Raw genomic sequence first — 15,112 nt, forward strand, 5'->3', positions numbered from 1 at the left:
TTTTGCTACAAACGAAAAGGAACTATGTTAGGACTTAAACTTTTAACCGATCCAAGATGGGCAAATATTGCAGAATCAAATCTTGAGGAAATCTTGACGGATCATTGCTGGTGCGAACAAAAAGCCGCAACCAATGCCATTACGTTGATTACGTACAATTCAGAACACGAAGATTTAGTAACCGAATTGACAGCAATTGCTATTGAAGAAATGGAGCATTTCAAGATGGTACATGAAATCATCAAAGAAAGAGGCTATACTTTAGGGCGCGAACGCAAAGATGACTATGTCAATCAGTTGGTTAAATTCTGCAAAAAAGATGGAAGTCGAAATGACGCTTTCATTGATCGTTTGCTCTTTGCTGCTATGATTGAGGCTAGAAGTTGTGAGCGTTTTCGCGTTTTATCTCAAAATATAAAAGACGAAGAATTAGCAACGTTTTACTATGATTTAATGGTTTCTGAAGCCAATCACTATACAACCTTCTTAAAATTCGCCCGCAAATACACGGAACGCGTAGATGTAGATCAACGCTGGAAAGAATGGTTGGAATTTGAAGGAAACTTAATTCAGAGCTACGGAACAAAAGAACATATTCACGGATAATAGCTAAATGCGAGTCATACACTCGCATTTTTTATTTCAATGCACTAACTTTCTTCAGTAGTTTTCGGGCCTTACTTTGGTAAGCAGGTGTTTTGGCAGCAAATCTAACTTCAATTAATTCGGCAATTAACTTCGCTTGTTCTGGAAACTTTGCAGCCAATCGCATGATGATATGCATCGCATTGGCTTCTGTAGCTACTTTGGTTTCTGAAGTTAGCCAAATCAAACACTGATCGAGGATCGCTTCCTCTAAGGTTGCATTGAGCAAACTTTGGCGTTTCTCAACCAATACAATTGTCATTTTACTCGTTAGTCGCTTGACACTTTCATCTTTGACTGATGACAGTTGAAGAATAAAGCGTTCAATATCATCATCTAATAGCAAGGGATTCTCTTGGACTAAATCATCCAAAACAATACTAGCCAGTACATTTACTTTACAGGTAGCATCAAATGTAAATGCAACTAAAGTGGAAATTAAATTTGGTTGTTTTCCTATCATTTCCACCATTTTTTTTCTACTTGCTAAGCTTGTATTTCCAGCCGCTAATATCTCATAAATCATAGTATAAATCGCATAGATGGTTCAATATAAAGGCATTGAGCTAGTAAATATACTAGATTTTTTTTCTGTTTTTAAAAATAACATTTGGTTTTTAAAATACTTATTCTATATTTGTAGAACAACATCTACATAAATAGAAATGAAAGCAATTGTCTTACTTTTAGTTTTACTGTTTTTACAAAGCTGCGCCATCAATCAAAAGGTCAATGGTGAAAAAGTAGGACGTTGGGTCTATAGAACTAAAATAGAAGACAAAGATAACGAAGTCGTACGAGGGCGTTATGACAACAAGGGATTTCAAAAAGGAGTCTGGCGTTATCGTTACAATGGAAAATTATACAAGAAACAACAGTTTAAAGATTCCATTGCTTATACGACCTATTACCATCCCAATGGCAAAATAGCCGAAAGAGGACAAACGAAACTAGTATCTACAGCTTCTAGCTTGCATTATTTTTACTTTGGCTCTTGGTTTATTTATGATACTAAAGAACATTTGACGCATGTTAGACATTATGAATTTGGGCAATTAAAACACGAAACAAAATTACAACGATGATAAAACTACCTCAAACTGAAGAACAATTAATGCAGTATATCTGGGATTTAGAAACAGCTTTTTCCAAAGAATTGTTAGATAAATACCCCGATCCAAAACCGGCACAAACGACCTTAGCAACGTTGCTTAAACGACTGACAGAAAAAGGTTTCATTACCTATGAAATGTTTGGAAACTCAAGAGCGTATACTCCCTTGATTAAAAAAGAAGATTATTTCGAAACACATCTGAACACCATGGTCGAACAACACTTCAATAATTCTGCTTTCTCATTTGCTTCTTTCTTCACCCAAAAAAGTAAGATGAGTAAAAAAGAATTAGAAGCGTTGAAAAAGATTGTAGAAGATCAACTAAAAAAATAAACTATGCTGCTATACCTCATCCAAACCACACTCTTATTGCTGTTATCTATTGGACTATACAAGCTCTTCTTAGAATCGACGAAGATCCATGTATTCAAAAGATATTACTTGCTTTTTGCTCTTGTCTTCATTTTTATTTTGCCTTTAATCAAAATACCTTCAACTAGTATATTGACCACGACAAATACTAAATTACAGGAATTAAATGAAGTAATTATTGCACCGCAAATCGAGTCTGCTTCGTCTGCCTCATCGATATGGACCTTATCTACGTTTCTTTGGAGCATTTATGGACTAGGTGTGTTCATTATGTTCGCACGTTTTCTCCTTTCGCTTCGACGTTTTAGTCGTTTAGCTCAACAGGGGACTCTAATTGTTGACAAGGGGCAAAAATTTGTGTTCGTTCAGCATCTCGATGCTGCATTTACATTTAGACAAACCATCTACCTGCCACTTCATATTCCCATTGATTGGACCAATAAAATCATTTTACACGAATACAATCACGTGAAACAACAGCACTCTTTTGATATTTTATTGATTGAAGGGCTGAAAATAATCTTTTGGTTTCAACCTCTATTATACTGGTACCAACAACAGATGGCGTTGAATCATGAATTTTTAGCCGATGACACGCTTAATGCTTCCAAACAAGAAACACAAGAATACCTACAGCTACTATTAACCCAAACCTATTTACACAATGAACAACCGCTCAGTAGTTCATTCAATTTTAATTTAACCAAAAAACGTTTTACTATGCTTACAAAAAACAACAATCCCCTACAAAACACCTTTGCTGTGTTTGCTACATTGACCTTCTTTAGCTTCTTAGGTCTTACTACCGTTTTTGCGCAAGACAAAACAAACCGAGACCCCATTGTATCCAAATCAACTCAAAAAGAAGACCCTAATGAAGTCCACATTTCTGTTACAGAGCCTGCCAACTATCCAGGAGGGATGCAGGTTTTTAACCAAGATTTTATTACCAATTTTAATACACCTAAATTTGAAGGAAAATCAATCCGTGTTATCCTTCAGTTTATTGTGGAAAAGGACGGAAGTTTGAATGAGATTAAATTGGTCAAAGATCCTGGCTATGGCGTAGGAGAAGCAGCATTAGACGCCTTGTCAAAAACCAAAAAATGGATACCTGCAAAAGATCATGGGAAAGTAGTTCGCAGTCAATTTACGTTGCCTATTACCATACAAACTGACATAACAGATGAGGCAACAACAGATGCTTAGTTTGTTTTAGTAGGAATAGTTGTTGGCTTTTTCAATAGCGCACGACTTAGCTTTGTGTAAAAGAAAAAATCTATTGCGAAGGCTTCATTTTCTCAACTTCAATTTTTAAGTTATATTTATCAAAAAAATAAATTAAAATATTGTTTTTTTGATAAATATAGCTCAAATATAAGATAAGTTCTACCAGTTTACTTATTCCTCTTCTTGTACTGAACCTATCTATCAAATCAACATTCATTGAGAAATTTATTTCCTATTATTTAACCAACATTTTATCATGCTAACAAACCAAACCAAACGCCTACAACACACATTTTCTCTTTTGAGCATCCTGACTTTCTTTATTTTTATGGGGGTATCTCCTGTATTTGCACAAAATAAACCCAAACAAAAAACTATTGTATCTCCATCCATACCAGAAGAAGCGCCTAACGAAATACTTGATACCCCGTCAGATCCAGCAACTTATCCAGGAGGTATACGTGCATTTAATAGAGACTTCATAAAACACTTTAAGTTGTCAAAACCCGTGATTACTGACACCCGTGTTATCTTAACCTTTTTCGTCGAAATAGATGGAAGTTTAAGCGACATGAGAGTCATTCAAAACCCTGGTTTTGAGATATCAAAGGCAGCTCTAGCGGCTTTAGCTAAAACTAAAAATTGGATTCCAGCTCAACACAATGGAGAACTAGTACGCAGTCAATTTACTGTACCAATTACCATTGTTGGATCTGGTACAATGAATCATTCGAATCAACTAAATCAAACCAATCCTACAGATTTAACAAAACCAGCCATATAGATATGATTCAAAAAAAATCTTTTAAACTATATACCCTATTTCTTTTATTACTAGCAACACCAGGATTTGCACAGACAGCATCATCACTGTTTAAAAATTATACTAATTTTCTAAATGTATCGTTTTATGATTCTAGTCCTTTTATCCAAATCAAAGAAGTAGAATCATCTTTTCCTCATGCCTCTTCTGTCAACGGACAGCCAAGTTTTTGGGATTTTATCCTTGTCAATTACACTGAGCGTTTGGATTACGATGCATTAGCACAAATTAAAGATACAGTAGTAGTGCAACAAAAAGTAATCCAACATCTTGAACAAGACAAACGTTTCGGATCACTGCTACAGACGTATGAAGCTAAAGTACTAGATCACACACAAGCTAAAGACACTGTATCCATGAATGAAATACTCAACGTGGCTGTAAAATTCTTTAATCTAACGGGCGTTACCCCTGTAGGATATTCTTCAAAAATTTGTGTAGGAATTAATGCTCTAAAATATACAGAGAAAAAGCGATCACCTTATTTAGAAGCCTTTGCTTTTGATGCAATTATTAACAATTTAAATAATGAGATCTATCCATTTTACGATGATTTTATTCAAAGCGTTCACAACGTATATAAACTTAATTTAGGTATTGATGAACAAGAACAAGTGTTGCGTGCTCAAGGTGCTATATTTGTTCAAATGTTTCAATCTATTGAACTTCAGAAACTGTTATTAGCGGAATACGAACGCAAAAAAAATATTCTTCCCTTTTATTTAATAACCCAAAAGTAAAACTTCTTTTTATTGTATTGCACTACAACCAAGAAAAGATACCTGCAAAAGACCATGGAAAAGTGGTTCGCAGTCAATTTACGTTGCCTATTACCATACAAATTGCCCCAACAGAAGAGGCAACAAAAGAAGCCTAACATAAGGTATTAACATTTTTTTATAAAAAATTCAAGAAGAGCGTTTAAGCGCTCTTTTTTTTATTACCTTTAATCCACCTAAAAACTACTAAATGAAAATTCACCTTACTATTTTTTTATTTATTATAACTTTAGGTAGTATCTCAGCGCAAACACTTGTTCCGACTAACACTCAAAAGGAACAAGTACAGGATGATAACGATATTTATACCCTTGTTGATACGCCCGCTAAATATCCTGGAGGCTCTACTGCATTCAATCAAGCTTTTATCGACAATTTCGAACCGCCCAAAATCGATTCTTCTGTGCGAAAATTAGTTTTTACGATTCAATTTGTCGTAGAGAAAAATGGCCATATATCCCAGATTAGTGTACTCAAAGATTTCGGATACGATATCGAACAAAATGTAAGAGCCGCATTCGAAAAATTAGATACTTGGACGCCGGCGCTAATCAACGAAAAGCCTGTGCGATATAAAATGACATTTCCTTTTACAGTCAATCCTCCAATTGAAGAAGAATCAGATTAAAAAATATAGTTGCTAAAAACAGCTTCCTTTGACTTTACACTAGTTCATCGTTTAAACTGTCTTTGACTTTTTTGGTCAAACTGGCATAAACTAACTCATAGGAGTGATCGATTAACGCTTTAAGCAAAGTCCATTGTACAGCACCCCCTAGGTGTACGCTATTCCAATGTTTTTTGCTCATGTGATACCCTGGAACGATTTCACTGTAATCAGCACGCAATTCTTCTGCTTTTTCAGGATCACATTTTAAGTTGACAAAACAACTTCCCTGCTCCCATTTTGTTAAGTTCAACAAGAGATAAATCTTACCTCCTACTTTAAAAGTCAATGTTTCTTCATCAAAAGGAAAATCTTCTGTTGTTCCTTTTTTATTTAAACAATAATCGTAAATCACATGTACATCCATCGCGTATGAGATTAAAAAATTTGATACAAAATTGGTTTACTTGGTGAGGCATCATTGACAAAAGAGGCAATCTGAATATTTAGAATATACATTCCATCTGCTACCTCATCAGCAACATAAATTAGTTCTGTAATCGTCGCATCGAATTGAGCGTCATTATTCACTTGATTTACATCCTTGACGTTCCAAAACGCTTTGTGAGCCGCTAATTTTCCTTCGTCTTTTTCTTTATCTACACTTGGTAAGTCAATCAATAGGTGCTTGATTCCTTTTTCACGTAAAAATGCAGCGGCATCTGCTGCTAAATACGGAGGATTGGTATGAGAATATTTGCTGTGTTTTTTATTTTCTTGATTAGGTAAGGTACGAAGAACAACAGCTGTTTGGTTTTGTTCGTTCCATTGACGTTGAATTTGTGTCAAAGTAATCACCGCATCCCCATCTTCTTGTTGTTCTGGCGTTATCGTTAGTAATTGTGTAAGAAAAACAAAGGTTTTCAACGTATCATTAATACTGTAAAATTCACGTGTAATATGACCTAAACACTCCGTATGTGTTCCATGTCCATGTGGATTAAACGCAATAGTATTAAAATTGGTCGATGATTGCCCTTCACTCACTTTTCCTACCCAATCGCCCATGCGCACTGGTTCAATAGAAGGTTTGTCCAAATACCAAGCAATGGGATTTTCATCTGTATTCGTCAAGGGAATTGAGATATCTATAGGCTGCGAAAAATCAACAGTATAGGTCTGATTGGAAATAGAGAGGGTTGCTTTCAATGTTTTATTTCAAATCTAACCAAAATAAATCAGATGCAATGCCGTCACTTAAAAATTTTCCTTTATCGGTAATCGTTAAAATATTCGCTTGCTGTTGCATCAATCCATCTGCAATAAATGAAGCGGATTCTCGAACGAGATAGTCGTGAAATTTAATACCAAATTCATTTGAAACACGCGTTAAATCAACTCCCCATATTGTTCGCAATCCCGTCATTACGTATTCATTATACCGATCAACAACAGAAAGTTCTTCTATTTCAGACGGCAATTCACCAGCTTCAATGGCTTTGATATACAAGGGATTATTGGAGATATTCCAACTGCGGTATCGCCCATCAAAACTATGTGCTGAGGGTCCTATACCTACATATTTTTTACCCAACCAATACGCTGAATTATTTTTAGAGTAATATCCTGGTTTTGCAAAGTTCGACAACTCGTAATGTACATAGCCATTGGCTCTTAATTTTTCAATTAACAGCATAAAGTGTGCGTGAGCCACTTCTTCTTTGGGACTGGGAATCACGCCTTTTTGAATGAGCTTATTTAAGGCTGTACGCTCCTCAACAGTAAGCGCATAACAAGAAATATGGGGAATACCTAAATCTAAAATACGCTGGATATTTTCTAACCAACGTTCATTGGATAAATTGGGAATTCCGTAGATTAAATCAATCGAAATATTATCGAAATACTTTACTACTTCTTGTAAACAGCTGATCGCTTCTTGTGCATTATGCGCGCGATTCATCATTTTGAGGTCTTCTTCTCCGAAAGATTGAATGCCTATACTCAAACGATTGACTTTCGATTGTGCTAAACGCTGAATCGTTGCGACATCTAAATCATCTGGATTGGCTTCTAACGTGATTTCAGGTTGTTCTACAACAGTATATTGCTGGTACACGGTATCAATCAACCTATTGATTTCATCCACAGCGAGTATACTTGGTGTTCCTCCTCCAAAGTAAATGGTTTCGATGTGCTCCCCTGCTAATTCATCTTTACGCAAAAAGAGCTCTTTTTGAATAGCTGCTAACATTTCTTCCTTCTTCTTTAATGAAGTAGAAAAGTGAAAGTCACAGTAATGACAAGCTTGCTTGCAGAAAGGAATGTGAATATAAATACCAGCCATTATTTTTTTACTCGATCTTGATTTTGTTTAACAAAAGCATCCCAACCCGTATAAGACTTGCCTACAACGGTTTTTCCTGAATTAAAGAAATGACATACCGCCGCCGCTAAACCATCTGTACTATCTAGATTTTTGGGTAATTCTTTTAATCCTAAAAGTTGTTGGAGCATCTTTGCCACTTGTTCTTTACTCGCATTTCCATTTCCTGTAATGGCCATTTTTATTTTCTTGGGCTCATATTCGGTGATGGGAATACCACGGGAAAGTCCGGCAGCCATTGCGACTCCTTGTGCACGTCCTAATTTCAACATGGACTGCACATTTTTACCAAAGAAGGGGGCTTCAATGGCAATCTCATCAGGACAATGTGTTTCAATTAATTCAATGGTACGTTCAAAAATTCGACGCAATTTAGTATAGTGATCATCGTATTTATTCAACTGTAATTCATTTAGTTGAATAAACTCCATCTTCTTATTTACCACACGTATCAGTCCAAACCCCATGATGGTTGTTCCTGGATCAATCCCTAATATAATTCTATCTATTGTCAAATCTTTACTTTTTTTCTTTCCTATTCATCAAGACCAAAAAATATGATTTACTTTGCATGAATGAAAATTGTATCCAACAAAACTAAGCAATTCCTAGTACTTCTACTTAAGATTATTGTCGTAAGTAGTGCTTTTTATTATATCTATAACAAACTCTCCAGCGATGCTACTTTGGATGGGAATTTACTCAAAGAAGTTTTGGTTGATCCTCAAAATACTTGGGCCTTATTAGCTTTGCTTTTCTTGACTTTTTCCAATCGCTTTGTTGAGATTTTGAAATGGCAGAATCTATCTTCATTAATTCAACCCGTTACAGTAGGACAAGCGACGAAACAAGTATTGAGCGCTTTAACCTTGGGAATTTTCACCCCTAATGGCATTGGGGAATATGCGGGAAAAGCGTTGTATTTTTCTAAAAAAGATACTGGAAGGGTTATTTTTCTCAATATGGTGTGCAATGGTGTTCAGGTCATTTATGCCATTTTATTTGGTTTACTCGGTCTAACCATCCTCAATTACACCCATCAGTTTATTCCGCCTTACTACTTGTGGATTCTCTATGGAATCGCCTTAACGATTATTCTTTTGGTCTTTTCTTTTCGTCATTTGAGCATTAAAGGATATTCTATCAATACCCTGATTCAAATGCTTCGAGATATTCCTAAAGAAAAACATCGCAAAAATCTATTTTTAGCTTTGTTGCGCTATGCTTCATTCACCCATCAATATGTGATTTTATACTATCTCTTTGGGGTAGATATTCCTTATTTTGAGTTGTTATGCGCCGTATCAGCCATCTATCTTTTGGCCTCTTCTCTCCCTAATTTTCAATTTTTAGAATTTGCCGTAAAAGGGAGTATCGCCATGTTTATTTTTTCTGCTTTGGATGTCAATCAATGGGTTGTTGCTTTAGTGGCTACCTTAATTTGGTTACTGAATATCGTATTGCCCATCTCTATTGGTAGCTACTTTGTGTTAACTTTTAAAGTAAAAAAATAAGATTGATCGCTTTATTGTGGGATTCTTTTTTACAATAACTTGATTTAGTTATCGGGCAAATTGCCTTTTGCTTTTACGTTTTCCCCTTCATACATCGCCCTTTCATTTTACAATAAATAAATCAAGTTATTGGGCAAATTGCCATTTGCTTTTACATTTTCCTTTTTTCTTATTGCTTATGCAACACCAATGGCAATACAAATTGACTTGTTACGGGAACGCCTCTTTTTGTTGCAGGAGAAAGTTCGTGAAACTTCTTGCTTTTTTCTACCAATAAGCTATCTACACTTTTTAACTGTTGTTTCAAACTGTCGTTCAATTGATAGAGCGATAGCGACACTTGAGCATCTGCTTGAATCGTCACAAGTACTTTTAGGGTATCTAATGTGGCAAAAGTGCCACGAAGGGTATCTACGCGTAAATTTTCTTCTAGAGCGGCTGTGATATAGTCGAAAAAGCAGGTTTTTCGAGCTGTTTCATCAAAAATAGAATCACAACTAGCAACACTGGGATAGGTATCTACTTTAGTCCAATCAATTTTATTCAACTCTTCCTCCAGCAATTCTTGCTCATTGGGAAGCTGAGCGGACATCCACTGACAAGAAGTGAATACAACGGGAAAAAAGAAAATAATCCAACTCGATTTCATGAAATAATATTGTTGTACTTTAGTTAATCAAAAATACAAAAAAAATAGAGATGGACTATTTCTTATTAATCTTAAGCCTTTTACTATTAATTTTCGGTATTATTGGTAGTGTTCTTCCGGCATTACCTGGGCCTCCTGTCAGCTGGTTAGGGATACTGTGCTTATATTTTGTTGATGGAGTTGAAATCAGTTCGATTGCCCTTTGGGGAAGTTTACTCATTACTATTGTGGTCTCTATTTTAGATTACGTCATTCCGGCGCAAGGAACCAAGCGCTTTGGCGGAAGTAAATATGGCGTTTGGGGAACCAATATCGGTTTAATCATAGGAATCATTGCTCCTATCCCGTTTGGCTTTATACTAGGCCCATTCTTAGGTGCTTTGATTGGTGAACTAATCTTGGATAGCCGAGACATTTCTCGGGCGTTAAAAGCAGCTATTGGCTCTTTTATTGGCTTTTTAGCCTCAACCTTTTTAAAAGTGGTATTGGGTATTGCTTTTCTAATCTGGGGCGTTTTACTGATTATCCAAAAGTTTTCTGCATATAGTTTTTAATTTGATGATCCTACTAAGGGTTTATTGATAAAGGTAATTCCAATTCCCACCAGAATAATACAACCACCAATAACCATTTGCAGGGAAATTGCCTCATCTAAGAAATACCAAGCTAATAACGCGGCAAATAAGGCTTGACTGAGCAAACTCAACGACACACGAGTAGCTCTCATATTTTGGGTAGCATAGCTAATGAGCAACCACGCCAACAATTGACAAACAACACCTTGTACGACTAAAGTCATCCAACCTTCTGGAGAGAATCCCGTAAACGCAGACCCCATAATTAAGTTGAGTATAGCAAGGAAAATAGTTGAAACGAAAATACTATAGGACATAAATGAAACAACGCCTACTTGCTCTAATACTTTTTTACTCATTAGAATGTACGTTGCATACAGCAATCCTGATAGGATACTAAACAGAAAAGGGATATCAAACGATAAGTTCACAAATACCTCAACGCCAACTAAGGTCACCATTCCGATTAAAGCGAGGATTGTTCCCAACCAAAAATTGAGCGTTGGTTTAATTTGTAAAAAGAAATAACTTCCAATTCCCACCCATACAGGAGCCAAGTTACCGAGTAAAGTAGCCTGCGTTGCTGTTGAACCTTGAATGGCAATATTCCAAACACCAATATCCAACCCAAAACACATGCCGCACAAAACAATCAACAGCATGGTTTTTCGATCGTATACTTTGATTTGCTTGGTAAATAAAGCATAGGGTACAATAAAAAGAGCCGCAATTGCCATGCGATAGAAGGCGGATATTAAGCCAGGCACTAAAGCCATTTTTACTAAAACAGGGAAAATAGAAATACACAAAATTCCTATAAACAGTGCAATTCTAGGTTTATTTGCCATGGGATTGTATGCTTTACATTTGCCCCGCAAAATACATTAGTTTTTCTGGTTAAAAGGTGTTTTTTGCATTTTTGTTTTTCCTTGACAACAACAAAAAAACCCTATCACAGGGATAGGGTTTCTTCATTTATGTATTGATTTTTTTTATTCTTCGATTTTATCAACAGTTAATTTATCCATTGTAAAATACAACGCTGTATTCGCATATCCTTGTGCGTTTACATCTGTTGTTTCAAGGAAAAATAACAAGTATTTCACCTCACCTAAAGAAGATAAATCCAGGGTACTCCAATTTTTATTAATTGTATTAACTCCATTTCTGAAATCAACTAAATAATGGGTTACAGGTTTTGCAGATGTTAATTTCATATCTGCTCCTACTCCATACACTTGAAGTGCAAAATAATCTCCTTGTTTAAATTTAGTTGCATAGTCATCTCCTTCTGCAATTCCATAATAAGCCCATGGACTTAAAGCAACAGCTGTACTTACTGCTTTGTATCTATTTTCGTCATCTAAAGTTACCACAGCACTGAAGTTTTCTACATCAATTGTTGCTCCTTGTTGTAATACACTTGCATCAGGTTTATGATCTGCATAAGCCACTAAGAACGGTTTTCCAACTCCATCAACTCCACCTTGTGCCATGGATCCCCATTGGTTTTTCACCCAGCCTCCTTCAGCATCAATCTGATTGCTGTTATCTGAACTGTTAGAAACAGTAAATCCATACCAAGTATTCCATTCTTCAATAGCATTGTGGTTAAACGAAAAGATGTTCGATTTTAAAACTGCATCTTCTGTAAATGTATCTTTCCAGATTTTCCCTCCAGTTACTTCTACACCATCAGCTAAATCAAAATCAACAAGATTCAATTTTACGTATCCAAAATCATCTGATTTTGCAACATCAACGCTATACTTATATAATTGTACGTTACTACCACGTTCAATTTTTAATGAGATGTTATGAACTCCTGGTGTTTGGAAAGCATGTTTTAAAACTGCTTCCTTCGATATCACAACATTCGTTGTATGATCAAACCAAGTAAACACGCCTCCTTGTGTTTCTACTTGTGGATCAATTACAACTTCTTGGAAGGTAACAGCTGTTAAACCTCCTTTGTCAACTGAAACATTGTACACATTACTGTCATCACTAGAACAACTCGTCAATGTTACTGTTGCTAAACTTAGCCCAAGAACAAATAAGGTGCTAAGGCGCAAAAAACTTTTTTTCATATTATTTAAGTGTTTGTATTGATGTTCCTTCTACATGTAAGTCAATCGCTCCAGCTACTTCAGTTGAGGTTTCCCCTAACCAACCCGCTTCTTGATTTAATCCTGTATATACTTTTACAAAATCAATTCCAGGTAAGTGCACTTTATTTCCTGCTTGGTCTACAGCCCAATCAATATCAATAGTAGCTCCTTCTTGACGATTGGGATAATTATCTGCATACCCCCAGGCAAAAGTTTGCAACTGCCAACTCGTTGCTGTTTCTCCTACTTGCACGGCATTATTGGGTAATAAAGTACCTTGAAATGTAATCGTTTCATCTTCTATCCATTGCGGATAATAGCTTTGATGATGAAACGTATTTTTCGTTTTCCACCCTTCATTTCCTTGGTTATCCGTCCAGCGAATATAATGATCTAACGCTTCAACTGTCTCATCATGCTCTTTGGATGGTTTATAATATGTAATCCTATATTCTTTAATCGTTTTCTTATTTTCATGTTCACTTCCTGCAATTTCATACCATTCATCTTCATCGGGAACTCCATTTTTATTTTTGTCGTATGCCACTAAAATGACTCCTGGTTCTGCATTATGTGCAAAAGCATTGCCTAAAACTTTGAAATCTCTTTCTCCAGCAATATTTTCAATGGTATGATCAAAACCAAAAACAACATAGCCTCCAAATCCTCCCAACGAAATAACCTCATTATTAATTAAGGCTTTTTCTGCTTTTATGCGCATGCTTTCTGCCGTATCTCCTACTTCATATCGAGGCAATTCATTGACGAATTGTCCAAAAGCAGGTACATACTCCAAAACACGTGTAATGGTTGCTTTGTATTGCTTCGGCTCTTCTCTTGAATCACTATCACTTGAACAGCTTATGCCACTCCATAAGGCTATTCCTACTACACAAAATAGTCCTACTCTACTTTTTTTGTTTTTCATTTTCTTTTTTTTCTTCTGGTGAATGGTCTTTGACCCATCCATTTTCTCATTTGATTGCCAAATCTCCATGTTATGGGGCAATTACCATTGACCCCTACTTGATTTTCTTGGTATGAAATTCTCATTTGATCTCCAAATCTTCATGTTATGGGGCAATTGCCATTGACCCATACCTGATTTTCTTGGTATGAAATTCTCATTTGATCTCTAAATCTTCATGTTATGGGGCAATTGCCATTGACCCCTACCTGTTTGTGAATGCAAGATGTGCGGGAATATTTCCGGCCATTGTTTTCCACTTTAATTCCCCTTTTGAGGAAAAACAGTAAATATAACCACTCCCTATATAATCTTGTGCATCGGTTACAAAAATTTCTTTGGTTTCTGGGTTTACTGCTATTCCATAAGGCATCAGTATCTTTTTTTCTGTACCATCTGTACTTAATGAAGGACGTATGATTTGCTTTGTATTGGTATCTAATATTCCCAAGGATACTTCATTTGTATTGGTGCTAGCCTGATAAGCGCTAGCATAATAGTACAACTGATCTTCATCAAGTGTCATATTTGAAACTGGAATATCCAATTTTTGTCTGACTTCATCCACTGCTGAATCAATCACATATAAATTAGGGGGTATATCCTTGTAGTTTCCACGTGAACTTACATAGATGTCTCCTCTACGATCTACTTGCATGCGATGTAAATTGGGCGCTACTTCTATTTTTTTGATCTCGGTAAACGTCAATAAATCAACAACGGAAACCGTAGTATCATAATGAGGTTCTCGATAGCCTCCAGAATTAGCCACATACAACTTATTGCCTCTAATTGCCATTTCCTCGGGTTGATATCCCACTTCTACTTTTCGTCTCACCTGCAAAGCAATCGTATCGATTTCCGCCACAAAACCAATTTCTGCATTGGGATTGGTTTCTATTTTGCCTGAAAAAGAACTCACGTAAACTTTTCCATCAGCAAAAGCTAAATACCGACAATTAGGCACATGAATTTGCTTGATGTGTTTACCTGTTGCTACATCAAAAACCTCAATAAAATTGGAGGCATTGATGGTTGCATAGGCTTTGGTTCCATAAATTTTAAGGTCATTTCCAACATCGCCTAATTCACGGGGAATCGCAGGATTTCGTTCAGCAAAAATATCCCGTGTATACAATCCTGTTTCATAATCAAACCAATCGAGGGTTGCGCGATTCATTCCCATATTTCCTTCATTTAGAAGATAAAAACCTTGAATATTTTCTAATTGTACAGGGATAGAAACTGCGGAACTATCGGAAACAAAAATCAATTCGTCCTTGCGACAGCTGCTCAATAATAAGCCTACAATCAACAGGATATAGCTAATTTTTCTCATA

The 15,112-nt window shown here is 36.0% G+C and carries 19 protein-coding genes; 9 read left to right on the forward strand and 10 right to left on the reverse strand.

The window, feature by feature from the left end:
- Positions 1 to 24 precede the first annotated feature (24 nt).
- Positions 25 to 606: a tRNA-(ms[2]io[6]A)-hydroxylase gene (locus ACUTSE_RS03970; RefSeq protein WP_002989469.1), complete on the forward strand. Its 582-nt coding sequence runs from the start codon at positions 25 to 27 to the stop codon at positions 604 to 606.
- Positions 607 to 637: 31 nt separating this feature from the next.
- On the opposite strand, the gene ACUTSE_RS03975 is transcribed toward ACUTSE_RS03970, so the two are convergent.
- Positions 638 to 1,171 (reverse strand): hypothetical protein, encoded by a 534-nt coding sequence (locus ACUTSE_RS03975; protein WP_445639332.1) that lies wholly within the window; start codon positions 1,169 to 1,171, stop codon positions 638 to 640.
- A gap of 139 nt (positions 1,172 to 1,310) precedes the next feature.
- Here ACUTSE_RS03975 and ACUTSE_RS03980 point away from each other — a divergent pair, with 139 nt between their 5' ends.
- The 6 genes from ACUTSE_RS03980 (at position 1,311) to ACUTSE_RS04005 (ending at position 5,591) form a co-directional block, all read left to right on the forward strand.
- Complete coding sequence (locus ACUTSE_RS03980; protein WP_445639333.1) at positions 1,311 to 1,730, forward strand: hypothetical protein; 420 nt, start codon at positions 1,311 to 1,313, stop codon at positions 1,728 to 1,730.
- The gene (locus ACUTSE_RS03985) at positions 1,727 to 2,092 is read left to right on the forward strand and encodes a BlaI/MecI/CopY family transcriptional regulator (RefSeq protein ID WP_060872810.1); all 366 of its coding nucleotides are present in this window, start codon (positions 1,727 to 1,729) and stop codon (positions 2,090 to 2,092) included. The genes ACUTSE_RS03980 and ACUTSE_RS03985 overlap by 4 nt, the downstream gene beginning before the upstream one ends.
- Positions 2,093 to 2,095: 3 nt before the next feature.
- On the forward strand, positions 2,096 to 3,340 hold the full coding sequence (locus ACUTSE_RS03990) for a M56 family metallopeptidase (protein ID WP_445639334.1): 1,245 nt from the start codon (positions 2,096 to 2,098) through the stop codon (positions 3,338 to 3,340).
- Between the two features lie 277 nt (positions 3,341 to 3,617).
- The gene (locus ACUTSE_RS03995) at positions 3,618 to 4,145 is read left to right on the forward strand and encodes an energy transducer TonB (protein ID WP_445639335.1); all 528 of its coding nucleotides are present in this window, start codon (positions 3,618 to 3,620) and stop codon (positions 4,143 to 4,145) included.
- 2 nt (positions 4,146 to 4,147) lie between these two features.
- Positions 4,148 to 4,924 carry a hypothetical protein gene (locus tag ACUTSE_RS04000; RefSeq protein WP_445639336.1) on the forward strand — a complete coding sequence of 259 codons (777 nt, stop codon included), beginning with the start codon at positions 4,148 to 4,150 and terminating at the stop codon, positions 4,922 to 4,924.
- A gap of 229 nt (positions 4,925 to 5,153) precedes the next feature.
- Positions 5,154 to 5,591, forward strand: coding sequence for an energy transducer TonB (locus ACUTSE_RS04005; protein ID WP_445639337.1), 438 nt, complete (start codon positions 5,154 to 5,156; stop codon positions 5,589 to 5,591).
- Between the two features lie 34 nt (positions 5,592 to 5,625).
- On the opposite strand, the gene ACUTSE_RS04010 is transcribed toward ACUTSE_RS04005, so the two are convergent.
- The 4 genes from ACUTSE_RS04010 to ruvC are packed head-to-tail and all read right to left on the reverse strand — an operon-like array spanning position 5,626 to position 8,471.
- Positions 5,626 to 5,997, reverse strand: coding sequence for an MmcQ/YjbR family DNA-binding protein (locus ACUTSE_RS04010; RefSeq protein ID WP_002989458.1), 372 nt, complete (start codon positions 5,995 to 5,997; stop codon positions 5,626 to 5,628).
- 11 nt (positions 5,998 to 6,008) lie between these two features.
- Complete coding sequence (locus ACUTSE_RS04015) at positions 6,009 to 6,779, reverse strand: cyclase family protein (RefSeq protein WP_445639338.1); 771 nt, start codon at positions 6,777 to 6,779, stop codon at positions 6,009 to 6,011.
- A gap of 4 nt (positions 6,780 to 6,783) precedes the next feature.
- A complete protein-coding gene (gene hemW / locus ACUTSE_RS04020) occupies positions 6,784 to 7,917 on the reverse strand; it encodes a radical SAM family heme chaperone HemW (RefSeq protein ID WP_445639339.1) in 1,134 nt (377 codons plus the stop codon).
- Positions 7,917 to 8,471, reverse strand: coding sequence for a crossover junction endodeoxyribonuclease RuvC (ruvC, locus tag ACUTSE_RS04025; RefSeq protein ID WP_002989453.1), 555 nt, complete (start codon positions 8,469 to 8,471; stop codon positions 7,917 to 7,919). The genes hemW and ruvC overlap by 1 nt, the downstream gene beginning before the upstream one ends.
- Before the next feature lie 60 nt (positions 8,472 to 8,531).
- On the opposite strand from ruvC, the gene ACUTSE_RS04030 reads away from it, so the two are divergent.
- Complete coding sequence (locus tag ACUTSE_RS04030) at positions 8,532 to 9,470, forward strand: hypothetical protein (protein ID WP_445639340.1); 939 nt, start codon at positions 8,532 to 8,534, stop codon at positions 9,468 to 9,470.
- Positions 9,471 to 9,639: 169 nt separating this feature from the next.
- On the opposite strand, the gene ACUTSE_RS04035 is transcribed toward ACUTSE_RS04030, so the two are convergent.
- Positions 9,640 to 10,119: a hypothetical protein gene (locus ACUTSE_RS04035; protein ID WP_115092317.1), complete on the reverse strand. Its 480-nt coding sequence runs from the start codon at positions 10,117 to 10,119 to the stop codon at positions 9,640 to 9,642.
- Between the two features lie 50 nt (positions 10,120 to 10,169).
- Here ACUTSE_RS04035 and ACUTSE_RS04040 point away from each other — a divergent pair, with 50 nt between their 5' ends.
- On the forward strand, positions 10,170 to 10,673 hold the full coding sequence (locus ACUTSE_RS04040; RefSeq protein ID WP_115092316.1) for a DUF456 domain-containing protein: 504 nt from the start codon (positions 10,170 to 10,172) through the stop codon (positions 10,671 to 10,673).
- Here ACUTSE_RS04040 and ACUTSE_RS04045 read toward each other — a convergent pair.
- The 4 genes from ACUTSE_RS04045 to ACUTSE_RS04060 form a co-directional block, all read right to left on the reverse strand.
- Positions 10,670 to 11,542, reverse strand: coding sequence for a DMT family transporter (locus ACUTSE_RS04045; protein WP_445639341.1), 873 nt, complete (start codon positions 11,540 to 11,542; stop codon positions 10,670 to 10,672). The genes ACUTSE_RS04040 and ACUTSE_RS04045 overlap by 4 nt on opposite strands.
- 144 nt (positions 11,543 to 11,686) lie before the next feature.
- Positions 11,687 to 12,784 (reverse strand): DUF4465 domain-containing protein, encoded by a 1,098-nt coding sequence (locus ACUTSE_RS04050; protein WP_445639342.1) that lies wholly within the window; start codon positions 12,782 to 12,784, stop codon positions 11,687 to 11,689.
- 1 nt (position 12,785) lies between these two features.
- Positions 12,786 to 13,733, reverse strand: a complete 948-nt coding sequence (locus ACUTSE_RS04055) for a PKD domain-containing protein (protein ID WP_445639509.1) — start codon at positions 13,731 to 13,733, stop codon at positions 12,786 to 12,788.
- Between the two features lie 244 nt (positions 13,734 to 13,977).
- Positions 13,978 to 15,111 carry a YncE family protein gene (locus ACUTSE_RS04060; protein WP_445639343.1) on the reverse strand — a complete coding sequence of 378 codons (1,134 nt, stop codon included), beginning with the start codon at positions 15,109 to 15,111 and terminating at the stop codon, positions 13,978 to 13,980.
- Position 15,112 lies beyond the last annotated feature (1 nt).

The organism is Myroides sp. TSA_177.3 (assembly GCF_052691955.1).